This is a genomic window from Ginsengibacter sp. (assembly GCF_057362405.1).
Genome location: NZ_JBMQQG010000009.1, coordinates 22,286 through 36,470, shown reverse-complemented (window position 1 = coordinate 36,470; position 14,185 = coordinate 22,286). Strand labels below are relative to the sequence as shown.

Genomic DNA, 14,185 nt, shown 5'->3' with positions numbered 1-14,185 from the left:
TGAACTTTCGGTTTTAAAACATTTAATTATGAAACCGAAATTCACACGTTCAATGTCATTAGCGGCTGCCGCCAACAAAAAACCTGCTAAAAAAAATCAATTTTTACATGCGTTGACACTAATAATTTTTTCCGGTTTGATTACTACCGGCTACGCACAGACGACGAATACCAAACCTGTCAAACTTTCACCGGCACAAAACTTAAACGCTCTTCAGCCGAACGGGCCCTGGTTCACAAAGGGAAATTTTGGTACTGATCCTTCAAAAAACTTTATTGGTACCCTGGATGCCCAATCATTGTTTTTTAGAGTAAATAACCAAAAAGCCGGTTATATTGATTACAGTGAGTATAATCTAAACACTGCTTTCGGATACCAAACTTTAAATGCTAATGTGGTATCGGATTCAGGTGGCCGCTTTACCACCGCTTTCGGCGCCGGCGCTCTTTCGTCCAATACAACAGGATGGGGAAACACAGCACATGGAGCCGGCGCTCTTTTTTCTAATACAACAGGAAGTATAAACACCGCGATGGGAGGAGAGGTACTTATTTCCAACACAACAGGCTCATTTAACACAGCAATTGGCTACAACGCTCTTTATTCAAATGAAACCGGAGACTTTAATACGGCCACCGGTGATTATGCGCTGGCGGGCAATACAACAGGGTCTTTTAATATAGCGCATGGTACTCCATTTACCCTTATCAATAGAGAAGGATCTGAGAACATAGCAACCGGGGCGGTTTCAATGGCCAACAACAGCACCGGAAATGACAATGTTGCCTACGGTGTTTTTTCACTCGCATCTAATGAAACCGGAAGTAACAACACTGCTTTGGGATCTTATACTGATGTAACTGCAGGCGATCTAAACAATGCAACAGCCATCGGCGCCGGTACTTTGGTAGATGCCAGTAACAAAGTACGTATCGGAAATACCGAAGTAACAAGCATCGGCGGAGAGGTGGGCTGGACCAGCTTCTCTGACGAAAGAATAAAAGATAACATACAGGAGAATGTGCCCGGGCTTGACTTTATAAAAGCCCTTCGCCCTGTGACCTATCATTTTAGTGTGACAAAAGAAAATGCCCTGGTGGGCAGAAACGACATAAGTGCAATAAGACTTACCCTGCCTCAATTAAGTGGGAGCAAACTACCAGGTGTAAAAGGTTTTCAATTGCCTGTACCTGCTTTGACGGACAAGAAATTAAAAATCATTTCGGAAGATCATAACCATGAAATAGAAAAAACGCAGTTTACAGGTTTCCTGGCCCAGGATGTAGAGAAAGCAGCAAATAGTATTGGCTATGATTTCTCAGGCATTGATAAATCAGGAAAGATCATGGGTTTGCGTTATGGCGAATTTGTAGTGCCCCTGGTGAAAGCGGTGCAGGAACTTTCGAAGCAAAATGCGGATCTGCAAAGACAAATAGATGAATTGAAAACCGTGATAAATCGCAACTCTAAAACTGATGTAACGCTTAACGATGTTTCTCTTGAGCAAAATAAACCTAACCCTTTTAATAAAGTAACTGCTATCAGTTACAATTTACCACGGAACTTCTCAAACGCAGAAATATTGATTACCGACGAAAGCGGCAAAACAATAAGGAGAATAGCTGTGTCAGGTGTCGGGAAGGGCATATTGAATATCGATGGTACTAACCTTGCTCCTGGCGCATATAATTACAGCCTGGTTGTTGACAATAAATTGATAAGCTCAAAGCAAATGATATTGGGCAAGTAATTCAAGATAATGTATAGCCAGATGATTTGTCAATATACATTATCATATTGCAATTAATGTATTAATTCCATCAGCCGCTTACACTATCAATCTAACGGATATTGCCGATTAATTTTCAGGCTGTGTTGACCATATTCATTAAAATTGAAATGATGAAGAAGATAAATCTTACGCTGTTTACTATTGGAATTGTTTTGACTTCCGCGGTAATTACCCAAGCTCAAAAGATAAATAAGGTAGCTTATGCTGAAACTGATACTTCAGGATATTTCACATTCGGGGAAAAGACACCAAAACTCCTCTTGAATGAAATTAGCATAAAGGCTGTTAGGCATTTTAATGTTTCTTTCAATACCCCGCTCCATGTAAAATGGGACAGAATTCCGGGAGGATTTAGTGTACATTTCATATCCGATGGTATTAAAAAGTTGGTAGCTTATACCGGCAAAGGCACCTGGATCCACACCTTAAGTTTTTATGATGAGCATAAATTACCGCAGTATGTGAAACATCTCGTAAAGAGTGTCTACTATGATTTCGCCATAAACCAGGTCGTCCAGATTGAGGAGGATGATGAGCTTGTTTACATGATACAATTAGAAGATTCAATGTCCTTCAAGACTGTTGCAGTTGACGACTATGAAATGAAAATTGTTAAAGACTTAAGAAAAGCTAAATAGGGATTACCGGAATAGACACGTTCAGGTACGCCAGAGCCTGATCGTTCCTGCCATGCGTCACCTGGCAGGATAAGTTCATATCTTCATCTAAAAGTGCTGCAAAATTATCTTTGACTGATTGCAGTAAAAAGCTTCAACAAAATAATGATATGAACAAAAAAGCCTCTCTTCTTTTCCTCGCATTTGGCATAATATTGCTTTCTGCGTTTAACCCAACCGTTAGCAAACCCCAAGATTCAAAAAGTGAAAATACCCATCTAAAAATTGTAAACATCATCAACTTTATTCGTTTGCTTGAGCCAAGAGATAGCGCCATAACCGAACAGGTGTTATATGAGACCGTAGTGAAGCAAATAGAAATTATGAGGCAATATAAACTGGGTGGCACTTTTCTATTACAATACGACGCTTTGCTTGACCCACGTTATCAAAAATTGTTGAAGGGCCTCTCAAAAGACTCATTTGAAATTGGCGGCTGGTGGGAGATTCCGCAACCGCTGGTTGAAAATGCAGGGCTGAAATGGCGCGGTCGGTATCCATGGGACTGGCGTGCGAACATTGGTTTCTCGACCGGATATTCTCCCAAAGAACGGGAGAAACTGGTGGATGTTTATATGAGTGATTTTAAAAAAATATTTGGTTACTATCCGAAGTCCGTTGGTTCATGGTTTATTGATGCGTACACGCTTAATTATATGTATAAAAAATACAACATCGTTGCGTCCTGCAATTGCAAAGATCAATATGGAACGGATGGTTATACTTTGTGGGGTGGTTATTGGGGCCAGGCCTATTATCCAAGTAAAATAAATTCGTATATGCCTGCGCAAACGGAACAAAACCAAACGCCGGTCCCGATTTTTAGAATGTTGGGAAGTGATCCCGTTCGCCAATACGACAATGGCCTTGGAACAAACCGGCAGGGTGTAATTACCTTAGAGCCTGTGTATGCCCGGGGAGGGGGAGATTCCGCATGGGTCAATTGGTATTTTAAAGAATTTGTTCAAGGTAGTGATATGGCATTTGCATATACCCAGGCCGGCCAGGAAAATTCATTCACCTGGAATGCAATGGCTAAAGGTTTTAAATTACAAATGCCGCTGATTGCACGATTAAGAGATGAACAAAAAATAAAAGTAGAGACGTTATCTCAATCAGGGGAATGGTTTAAAAAACATTATAAAATTACTCCATCAACATCAGTCACTGTCACTGAGGATTTGAAAGGCAGTGATCGAAAAACAGTTTGGTTCGATAGCCGTTATTATCGTGCGAATTTAATGTGGGAGAACGGCACATTGCGCTTTCGCGATATTCATTTATTTAATGAAAATTTTCCTTCGATTTATACGACTCAAAAAGCAACCTCCAACGAATGTTCATTTTTTACTTTGCCTTTTGTGGATGGCTATATCTGGAGTGCGCCCGGTAAAATTGCAGGTTTACGATTTAAATCTATTATTAACGGGAAGGAAGTTTTGATGGAAGGTGGCGATCCTATAGTGACCGATTCTATTCGCGGTAAGTTGCATATTACCTGGCCATTGAAGTCCATGGAAGGAACGCTCATTATTGACATTGATGAAAAACAAATAGCCATGAAGGTTGATGGCGGAAAATCAACCAACTGGTTCCTTGATTTAACAACTGCTGATGATGTTAAATTGCCTTTTAAAGAAATAAAGTCTTCGCATGTTAATTGTTCCTTTGAGGGAATGAATTATTCAATTAAAGCCGTACAAGGTTCTTTTCTAAAATCAAATAACGGAACGGCTTTTAGAATTACGCCACAAAACAGAAGCGTCGTGCTGAACTTTGCAGATTCAAATCCTGCGCAGTAAGAAGAGGGATTTAGTTTTTATATCAGCAAAATATTTTTGGTCAATAAATGCTTTTTTGCCAAAAGAGTTATATTCGAATGCTCTTTAATTTTATAAATGATTACCCGGCAAATTTTTTTAATAAACGATATGGTAAATAAAATATTCTTTTTAATGATTGCCTTTTTGGTAACAGGCAGTATCTGCAAGGCGCAATCAATTTCGGTTGAAAATGATCAACTACTCCACACCGTTAGCTTCGGTAATAACAGGTTAAAATTTGTACTGAATTATGACCATCAATGCATGATTTCTCATCTCGAGGTCAACGGACAAAAAGTAATTGATAGCTCCTTAGGTATCTACTCCGAAATAAAAACTACTGACAAAACATTTTCAACATTACATCTTAGTAATTCGCCAAAGGTTAGTGCGGCAGGCAACAGGGTTGACATTAGTAATATTACTTATGGTGATGATAAAATTGCCATACATGAAAACTGGAAATTTATAATCAATGATACCGGTGTAAAATTTACGATCACAAGAAATTGCCCAAAAGCATTTGTTGCAGAATCCGTTTCTTTTCCTGCGATAGAATTTGATAATATTAATACGTGGGAAGGCGCCTTCCAGGGATTCGGCGGCATTGCCTGGTTTTATTTGTTTAATGAAAAGCTTTGCACGTATGGTGATCATACTAATACGGCATCTTTCTGGAACAGCAAAACCAATAATGGTTTAAACGTTTCCGTAAACGCAACCGGTGAACAGGTGGCTATGAAATACACACGAACTGATGAAGACAGGCTGGCCTATGGTATAACGGTTTCGCAAAAAGATATGATACCCCGTTATGATTCAGGAACGCATCGCCGCCGCTTTATCAGGAAGAAAACTGATGTATGGTCGCCATTTAAAGTGTTAGCCGGTACTACGTCAGAAAATATTAACTTCTCTTTTTTTGATTTTAAAAAACAATATGGCCGCGGTGAGTTTAAAGGTGTAAATGGGGAGCAGGTAAGCGCTGTTTTAAATACCATTGCCCGCATGGGTGTTATTGATGCGAAACATTTTGGCGGCAACAGTTGGCATACACCTTATGGGCCCATTTGCCTGCATGAACAATACATTGCCCAAATGGGGCTTGGTATTAATGATGCTCATTATCTGAATGGTTATAAACAGTGCCTCGATTTTTATCGTGATAATGCCATTAAACCTAACGGTCGCGTGTGGCCGCGATGGGCATACACGAATGAAGATGCTATGAAGGGCCAGTTTACCGATAAAGGTTTTTATGAGGCGCAATGGGGTTACCTGATGGATTCGAATCCTGATTATGTTACTAACGTTTCCGAACTGTACGACCAAACGGGCGATAAGACATGGGTTAAAAAGCAGCAGGCTGCCTGCGAAAGCGCATTGAATTTTATTTTGAAAAGAGATACTAACGGTAACCATCTTGTAGAGATGATGAATGATAATCATACGGATAAAAGAAGCAGCGATTGGATTGACATCATCTGGGCATCATTTGAAAATGCTTTTGTAAATGCAAAGCTGTATCATGCTTTGACGTTATGGTCAGGTATTGAACAGCAATTGGGCAATAAACAAAAAGCTATTTACTACGCTGATTATGCTGCAAAACTTAAAACCAGTTTTAATAAAAGTATTCGTAACGGAGGTTTTTGGGATGATGAAAAAGGTTACTACGATTACTGGCGTGACAAGGATAATTCTATCCATGGCGATAACCTGGTTACTCCTGTAAATTTTATGGCCATCGCTTATGGCATCTGCGACGATACCGTTCGTCGTAATTCAATCTTAGACCAGTTAGAAGCACAAATGCAAAAAGAAAAATTGTTCTTCTGGCCCATAAGTATGTTCCCGTATAAAAGGGATGAAGGACTGGATTACCAGTTTCCGTTTCCGTATTATGAAAATGGTGACATTTTTTTATCGTGGGGTAGCGTCGGTGTTAATGCATATGCTTCTTACAAACCAGAGCTTGCCTTATATTATGTAAAAAATATTCTCAGGCAGGACAGCATTGATGGTTTGGCTTTTCAACGTTATTCCCGAAAAAAACAGGATGGACAGGGCGACGATATTCTATCAGGAAACAGTCTTGCTGTGGTTGGTTTGTACCAGGCAATTTATGGGTTTAACCCAATGTATAACAGGTTTTATTTGAATCCTCATATTGCCGATGAGATTTCCGGCTCAAGATTAAACTACAATTACAGGGGAGAACAATTGATCATAGGTCTCGACACAAATCTTTATACGATTTCAAATAAGCAATTCACCGTTGGTGCAAAACATGATTTTGGTTTTTTTGCAACAGCCAATACAGTGTTGTATTTTAATAAAGACAACGACAAGTTTAATTTAAAAACCCAAACGAAAAATATAGCGCATCTTGATATTACAATTACTGATTGTAATAGCAAGGAATTGGCCTGGACACAAGTTTCCAAAGAAGTGTCTGGAAACGTAACCTATACAATCATTAATCTTACACCCGGCAAATATTACGCTATTTATGTCAATAATATTTTCTCGAAAAAAACCAAAGCCGATGATATAGGACATTTGACCTTTACCCGAAACGGCGGATCGGAAAGGATAAAAATCTTGTTACAGCCTTAATGATTATGCAATGAGTATTTGAATGCGACTAACAAAAACATATGTCCGTCTACGTTAGTTTAACCGAAACGATCGCCAACGTACCAGGATGATAAATAAAAAAGCCCCGGTAAACGGGGCTTTAACTTTAAAATTAATGTTTTGGAGGAGTTGCTGCCTGCCTGTATTGAAACATAAGATCTGCCTTGCCGTCGTTATTAAATCTCCATGTCTCCTGTAGATACGATGAGTCAACTTTCCCTTTTTTATCGGTATCTACTTCCTTTCCCCAAATAAGCGCCCAATGTTCATTCTTGTCTACGCTTTTTGAAGCCATCACAGCATCCACGCTGCTTACTGCGCTTGCGAATGTACTTCTGAATTTTTGTGCATCGGCAATCACGCTGTCCCTCGTTGAATGCAGACTGGAACCATCTGAAAAGTGCAATTCCACACTGTCGGCAAACATATCTTTGGTGGCACTTAGATCACCATTATCCCAGGCTTTCCAGAGAGCTAAGAGTGTTTCCGCATTTTTTGGATCATCTTTTTCAAAATTGGAAGAATATCCAATTGGATAAGGAGATTTAATAGCTGCCATAGTTGTTTCCGACACTGGTTTAACAGAATCGCTCATGGCCTCTTTGTTTGCAGACTCATTGGAATTACAAGCTGCGAGCATAACAACCGCAGAAAGAACAAAAAATCTTTTCATAATAGTTTATTTTTTTTAAATGAATGAAATATTCCACAGGGAATGCGAGCAGACTTGATAGGGTAGATAGACTAGAGATGGATATGTAAGATAGAAAAAATTGTGAAACCTGTTATTTTTTTCTACGATATATTCTAAAAATTTTAAGCCCTCGTCTGCCGATAAATTTGAGAATTATGTCGGCGCGGGTAATTGAACAATTGAAGATTCGAAACTTTATTGAGAATTAAGAGAGGTAGTGAAATAAGTTTATTCACCCATTTTCAAAATGGCGTTTCCAAGAAAGAAAGTAATTATGGCAAAAAGAATAAGATTGAGGAAGCATAGGAAATTAGTCTTCGCTGTCATATTGAAAATGAGAAATACCAAATAACAAGGAAAGTGCTACACTCATTCCAACTACAATAAAAAAAGAACCTACCAGCTTTCTAAAACGCATGAGGTGATATTTTTGGAGGTTAACTGAGCAATGTAATAACTTAAAAACCCACGAAATATAATGCCAATCATTGCCGGAGAGCCGACTAAGAAGATTAAATGTGCTTGTTGCAAGCATGGGTCGCATTGAATTTTATTGAGATCGCAACAATCAAAAAATAAAATCATTGCTGGCAAAATAATTTAGGTAAAAAAAGCAAAATTGAAATATTTGGCGTACTTCAGGGATATTCATCAAATAGTTAATAGCTGTAGATGATCGATGCGGCCTACCAAATAGAATAGTAAATCACCATGTTTCAGCTGGTCAATGCTTTAATATCGGCCTAAAGATCTACCTGCAAAATTTCAAGTACCACACTAGATCTTTTGGAATTTATATCGGGGTTAAAACCAACCTTCATTAAAAAATCGCCGGAAAAAATCTCGTCTGAACTAACAGTTGATGTAGTTCCGGGATATATATTGATTTCCCTGATCTTATATTTTTTTGCGGGATCCAGCCCATTTAATTTAATGGGCTGTTCAGTGGCAGTTTCCATAAAGCGTGTACTGTGTAAGTAAGTAAACATAATAGCTTTTGACTTATCATCGTTAACATACATGATAGAAGCGTATGGATTTTCATACGGGCTCGCCAGCCGATATTGTGTTCCATGCCACACAATATCTTTAAACGAATCATAATTTTTTATAGCCTGTTGACAGAAAGCTAAATCGTTAGTGGAAAGTTTGGCGGCAACAATATCAAATCCTAATTTCCCCATGCTGGCTACGTCCACTTTAAATTTGATAGGTTGTTTACCCCAATTCGTTACATGGCAGTCCGTGGTGATTGAAGGGAAAAAGTAAGAATAATTCCATTGCAAAAAGATGCGTTCTACGGGTTCCGTATCGTCGCTTGGCCAGAACTCGGTAAAATATTTTAATAATTCATAATCACCCCTTCCGCCGCCGCCAGAGCAGAGCATCATCGATACAGCAGGATATTTGGCTCTTATGCGTTTTAATACGCTGTACAATCCTTTTACATAATCAACATATAATTGTGTTTGAGGAATTTTATTCTTGTTTAAATAGGATGAATAGGCATTATAGATAACGGCATTACAATCCCATTTTATAAAAGCCAGGTCAGGGTTTTTAGTAAAGAGGTTGTCAACTATTCCAAAAACAAAATCCTGTACTTCAGGGTTTGAAAGGTCAAGCACTAACTGGTTGCGATAATATTTTTCCGGGCGTTCGGGTTGCCTTATTACCCAATTCAAATGTTTTTCGTACAACTCGCTTTTGGGATTCACCATTTCAGGCTCAATCCAGATTCCAAATTTTACACCTTCAGCTTTTGCTTCTTTTACCAGGTAGCCAATTCCATGAGGTAGTTTTTTTACATTTTCCTGCCAGTCGCCTAAGCCCGCATCATCATTGTTCCTGGGGTATTTATTACCAAACCATCCGTCATCCAATAAAAATAAATCTACTCCTAAAGTCTTTGCATCTTTAAACAAAGCAGTCAATTTGGTTTCATCAAAATTGAAATAAGTAGACTCCCAGTTATTTAATAAGGTAAGTCTGTCGCCTTCTCCATTTAGCACGCGGTATTTTCTGGCCCAACTTTGCATTTGCCTGCTGGCAGTGCCGGTGCCGTTACTGGAAAAAGTATAAATAAGTGATGGGGTTGTAAAAGTTTTGCCCGGCGATAAAGTGTAAGCGGATGCGTAGGGATTGATACCTGCAACCAGGCGCAAATTTTTATGCGAATCAATTTCAAAATCAAGTTTATAATTGCCACTCCAGGCCAACTGACCCAACATTACCTCCCCGCTATTTTCTTTTGCGGGTCCATTAAACGATACAATAAAATTGGGAGTGCCCAAAAGCATAGCTCTGGTTCCAAGTTTTGTTTCGATTGTTTTTATACCCGGTAATAATTCTTCTTCCATTGGCTGCATTTCCATAAGGTATTCGCCCTGGAAACTTGTTAAGTAAAAATTTCTTTCAGAGAAGTATAAATTGGCCGATGCGTATTTGTTCATTACGATGCTGCCTTTTTCGTTGTTGGTGATTTCTGTCCATTGTTCAATTACGTTTTCATTGTACCATGTTCTGTAAAAGAGTTCTACAGTAGTCTTATAAACGGGGTCCGTGAGTTTAACCGAAGTAAGTGATATATTATCTGCTTCCTGTTTTGTTTGATAACTTACATATTTTAATTCTGTGGAAGGATTTCCATCACTATGAATTATCTCGAGGGCCGGCTCAGAAAGGTTCCATGTTCCGGAGGGAGTATAGGCGTTATTATAAATACCGGCATTTGAGGAAGAGTAATTATATTGTTGGGACGATGTTGCATATTCTTTTGAATTCATTAACCTGTGTCCAAAATAAACAATCCATAAACGATTAGCTGCATCTGTTTGCAAAACAACCGCATGGTCTTTTGTTTCAATGGGAATTGTCACAATTTGTGCGTCTGCCGCTACTGTAACAAAGAGCATCACTGTAAATAAGTGAAGTATAATGAAATTCGTTTTAAACATTTTTGAAAAATAAAGAGTTACAAAGTGGTATGATGTGGTACTTGTTGAAGCTTAAAGCTAATCAATAGCTCTAACGCAGCCAAACAGCCTGATTAGAAAAGTTTTGTGAACCAGGAAAGCAGGTGACCTTTTGGGAAAAGAGAGGGCTCCGGCAAATTATGTTTTGTCCTTGTCGCTGAATGGCATAAAGGCAAATGATATTTTTGGTAACAACATTGAGGTTAAAACGTCAACAGGCAAGGTTGAAATAAATCTTTCAGAGATGGTGGCGTTTATCTGTGTACAGTAATAGTTGTAAGTCGATACAAATTTTTATGATGTGTGTTTTTCATGATAGGAGGCTATGCATTTTTAGTTACCGGTATATTTATCAAAATTTATAATGAAGACGCTGGATAATATTAGCGCTAGAGCCCCAATCTGCAGACCGTTGATCGTTTCGCCACCAAAAGATACCCCCAACAGTACCGCCACAACCGGGTTTACATAAGCATTGGTGCTTACATGCGTGGCAGGCCTAACCTGCAATAACCAGATATAGGCACTATAGCCGGCAATCGATCCCAAAAAGATAAGGTATATAACTGAGAGCCATGCACGCAAATGAATTTGCCCGAAATGAAAGTGACTGATTTCGCCATTGCATAGTGCCACAATTAAAAAGGAGATCGCAGCAAAAATCATTTGCCATGCAGCGCCAACAGTTGTGTTGCCACTCCCATTATATTTTGAATATAAGGAGCCAATACACCAACTTATATTGCCGGCCACGACTACAACAAGTGAAATGACTGTTATAAGACCCGCTGCGGGGCCAATACCTGGAAATATCTTTTCGCTGAATAAAAGAATCACCCCGGTAAACCCGGTGATAATGCCGATAACAATGTGCTTATTTTTTAAGTTCGCGTGGCGGTTCCTGGCATCGAATAATACAAACCACAAAGGGGCCGCCGAAACTAAAACTGCTACAAAAGAACTTGCAAGTGTTAGCTCCGCCCAGATAATGGAACCATTGCCAATAAACAATAACAGGTTGCCAACAATAAATGACGTCTTTAATTGTGGCCTTTGCAGTAACTTATATCCTTTTGCTGCGCACCACAATAACAAAATAAGACCTGAAGCAAAGAATCGTAGCGCACCCAAAACAAAGGGAGGAAAGTCCCTTTCAGACGATTGAACAAAAAAGTAGGTAGAGCCCCAAACAATATATACAATAGCAAAGGCAATGATTACTTTAACAATTGGGGCGTGTTTGGTGGAGGTATGCGGCATGAGGGTGCAAAGATGTGCCGCGAGACACGATAAACAAAATTGTTTTTGCAATATTTAATTAACATGGGTGTTTGCGGCGAAAAATCTTCCTGGCATTTTCTGTGAAACATTTTATCACGTGGAAGGATAAACGCTGAATGGACAATTACTCAAAAATTAATTTATGCCGGGCGGACCTTAACCTGCTGGTGGTCGTGAGCCCTCAGGTAGCTAAAACCTGAAAAAATAAAGTTATTAACTTCATATATCGAAATCAGGCAACCTTTCTTTCTCGTACATTGTTATAATAATGTTATGCGGGGTTACAATTTTAAAATACAATTTTTGACGCTGGCACTTATTGTATGCCCTGCTTATTTTGTGGTAAATGCGCAGTCCTGTCCTCCCAATATTGATTTCGAATCCGGAACATTTGACAGATGGCAATGCTTTATCGGAATAACGGAGGCTATCAATGGCGTTAATACCCTTGATTTGGCTCCGTCAACGGAGCCGGTTGACGGCCGGCAGACCATGTATACCGCCAATACAGGTGATGGGGTAGATCCCTATGGAGGCTTCCCGGTAAATTGCCCTAACGGTAGCGGGCACTCGATAAGGCTTGGGAATAACCTGGCAGGTGCACAGGCAGAAGCGATATCTTATGAATTCAATATTCCTCCCAACAAGAATGTGTATTCTCTTGTTTACCATTACGCGGTGGTATTCCAGGATCCTAATCATGCAGAATTTCAGCAACCGCGTTTGGAAATTGAAGTTATCGATATGACTGATAAAAAAGCAATCGAATGCTCTTCATTTACATTTATTCCGTACGGTTCGCTGCTGCCTGGTTTTTTTGAATCGCCCAATCCGGGCGGTACTACACCTGTTTGGTGTAAGGATTGGACGACAGTATCAGTTAATCTTAATGGGATGGAGGGCAAGACTATCAGGCTTTCTTTTACAACAACTGACTGTACTTTAAGGGAGCATTTTGGGTATGCTTATATTGACGTTGATTCCCAATGCTCCAGTGAATTTATTGGTAGTACCTATTGCCGGGACGATACGACGGTAAACCTGACAGCGCCGTTCGGGTATAAGGATTATACCTGGCTTGATACTACATTTAGGCATGTACTAAGTACCAAACAAACCATTGCCTTTCATCCACCGCCGCCGCCCGGCACAATTTACCCGTTGATAGTGACGCCCTACAATGGTTATGGGTGCATCGATACTTTTTACGCCAGGTTGGAAAATAATTTATCAATTAAAGCTGATGCAGGAAAAGATACGCTTTCGTGTGATCGAATACCGGCAGGTATTGGCGCAAATGCCATACCGGGCCTGGTATATAGCTGGCAACCGGAAAATGGTTTGTCCGATCCAAAGGCTTCCGATCCCGCGGCAAACCCACTGGTACCTACAAATTATATCTTAACAGTCAATAGCGCCGGAGGAGGTTGCCTGAGCAGTGATACAGTTTTGGTAAGGACTTCATTCGTTGATACCACCCTTCGTTTAACAGGGCATGCTCTGTTTTGTTCTGATACTGGTGATAGCGCCGTTCTACATCTTACTCCAACAAAAAATATCTTATGGTTTAAGAATAACAGTTTAATTAATGTAGCGACAGGGACAAATTACCGGGTTACCGAAACCGGTATTTATCACGCATTGCTTACTAACGATGACGGCTGTGTGCTGCCCAGCGAACATCGTAATATTGTTATCGATGACCCAACTCCTGGCATAAGGTACCCGGATGTGTATGCTGTTAGTAACCTACCGCTTACATTACAGGCAAGGCAATTTGGCGATGAAGTTGTATGGAGTCCCGGTGTTTCGCTAAGTACGCCCAAAAGCTATACTCCCGTTTTTAACGGGCGGTTTGAACAATTGTATACCATTGTGATAGTGACTAAAGGTGGTTGCGTAACTGTAGATACGCAATTAGTAAAAACAATTGATAAAGTTGCCATGTACGTACCCAATGCATTTACTCCTAACGGTGATGGCATAAACGATGTTTTACGCCCGGTGTTATATGGGATCAAAACACTTCAATATTTCAAAATATTCAATAGGCTGGGTCAGCAAATATTTCAAACCAGCGTGCCCGGCAAAGGTTGGGATGGAACCAGGAATGGCCTTCCGCAATCTTCACAAGTGGTAGTATGGATTGCGGAAGGGATAGGGGTAGACGATAAAACGTACCTGGTTAAAGGCAGCAGCATCCTCTTGCGATAATGTTTTTAATGCCGATTTTGGAAAAACAATTCCTTCAATTTATGTTCGCCCATTCGAGCGATTTAGTTGCACCAACGGTATTAGCCTTA

General features: G+C 39.8%; 8 protein-coding genes. 5 read left to right on the top strand and 3 right to left on the bottom strand.

Annotated features, from left to right (window positions below; genetic code table 11):
• The first annotated feature begins 28 nt into the window (after positions 1-28).
• The 4 genes from ACO1O5_RS00655 to ACO1O5_RS00640 all read left to right on the top strand — a co-directional run bounded on the left by ACO1O5_RS00655 (position 29) and on the right by ACO1O5_RS00640 (position 6,911).
• On the top strand, positions 29-1,750 hold the full coding sequence (locus ACO1O5_RS00655; protein WP_486267439.1) for a tail fiber domain-containing protein: 1,722 nt from the start codon (positions 29-31) through the stop codon (positions 1,748-1,750).
• A 152-nt stretch (positions 1,751-1,902) separates the two neighbouring features.
• Positions 1,903-2,430, top strand: a complete 528-nt coding sequence (locus ACO1O5_RS00650; protein ID WP_486267437.1) for a hypothetical protein — start codon at positions 1,903-1,905, stop codon at positions 2,428-2,430.
• A 149-nt stretch (positions 2,431-2,579) separates the two neighbouring features.
• Positions 2,580-4,271, top strand: coding sequence for a hypothetical protein (locus ACO1O5_RS00645; protein WP_486267436.1), 1,692 nt, complete (start codon positions 2,580-2,582; stop codon positions 4,269-4,271).
• Between the two features lie 129 nt (positions 4,272-4,400).
• Complete coding sequence (locus tag ACO1O5_RS00640) at positions 4,401-6,911, top strand: glucosidase family protein (protein WP_486267434.1); 2,511 nt, start codon at positions 4,401-4,403, stop codon at positions 6,909-6,911.
• A gap of 133 nt (positions 6,912-7,044) precedes the next feature.
• Here ACO1O5_RS00640 and ACO1O5_RS00635 read toward each other — a convergent pair whose 3' ends face one another.
• The 3 genes from ACO1O5_RS00635 to ACO1O5_RS00625 all read right to left on the bottom strand — a co-directional run bounded on the left by ACO1O5_RS00635 (position 7,045) and on the right by ACO1O5_RS00625 (position 11,912).
• Entirely contained in the window at positions 7,045-7,605 is a 561-nt protein-coding gene (locus ACO1O5_RS00635) for a nuclear transport factor 2-like protein (RefSeq protein ID WP_486267432.1), read from the bottom strand.
• Between the two features lie 764 nt (positions 7,606-8,369).
• Positions 8,370-10,583 (bottom strand): alpha-galactosidase, encoded by a 2,214-nt coding sequence (locus ACO1O5_RS00630; RefSeq protein ID WP_486267430.1) that lies wholly within the window; start codon positions 10,581-10,583, stop codon positions 8,370-8,372.
• A 351-nt stretch (positions 10,584-10,934) separates the two neighbouring features.
• Complete coding sequence (locus tag ACO1O5_RS00625; protein ID WP_486267428.1) at positions 10,935-11,912, bottom strand: EamA family transporter; 978 nt, start codon at positions 11,910-11,912, stop codon at positions 10,935-10,937.
• 273 nt (positions 11,913-12,185) lie between these two features.
• Here ACO1O5_RS00625 and ACO1O5_RS00620 point away from each other — a divergent pair, with 273 nt between their 5' ends.
• The gene (locus tag ACO1O5_RS00620) at positions 12,186-14,096 is read left to right on the top strand and encodes a T9SS type B sorting domain-containing protein (protein ID WP_486267426.1); all 1,911 of its coding nucleotides are present in this window, start codon (positions 12,186-12,188) and stop codon (positions 14,094-14,096) included.
• The last annotated feature ends 89 nt before the right edge of the window (positions 14,097-14,185 follow it).

Coding starts and splice junctions, on each gene's coding strand:
- ACO1O5_RS00640 (WP_486267434.1), top strand. CDS start 4,401: ATGGTAAATAAAATATTCTTTTTAATGATTGCCTTTTTGGTAACAGGC.
- ACO1O5_RS00655 (WP_486267439.1), top strand. CDS start 29: ATGAAACCGAAATTCACACGTTCAATGTCATTAGCGGCTGCCGCCAAC.
- ACO1O5_RS00635 (WP_486267432.1), bottom strand. CDS start 7,605: ATGAAAAGATTTTTTGTTCTTTCTGCGGTTGTTATGCTCGCAGCTTGT.
- ACO1O5_RS00650 (WP_486267437.1), top strand. CDS start 1,903: ATGAAGAAGATAAATCTTACGCTGTTTACTATTGGAATTGTTTTGACT.
- ACO1O5_RS00630 (WP_486267430.1), bottom strand. CDS start 10,583: ATGTTTAAAACGAATTTCATTATACTTCACTTATTTACAGTGATGCTC.
- ACO1O5_RS00645 (WP_486267436.1), top strand. CDS start 2,580: ATGAACAAAAAAGCCTCTCTTCTTTTCCTCGCATTTGGCATAATATTG.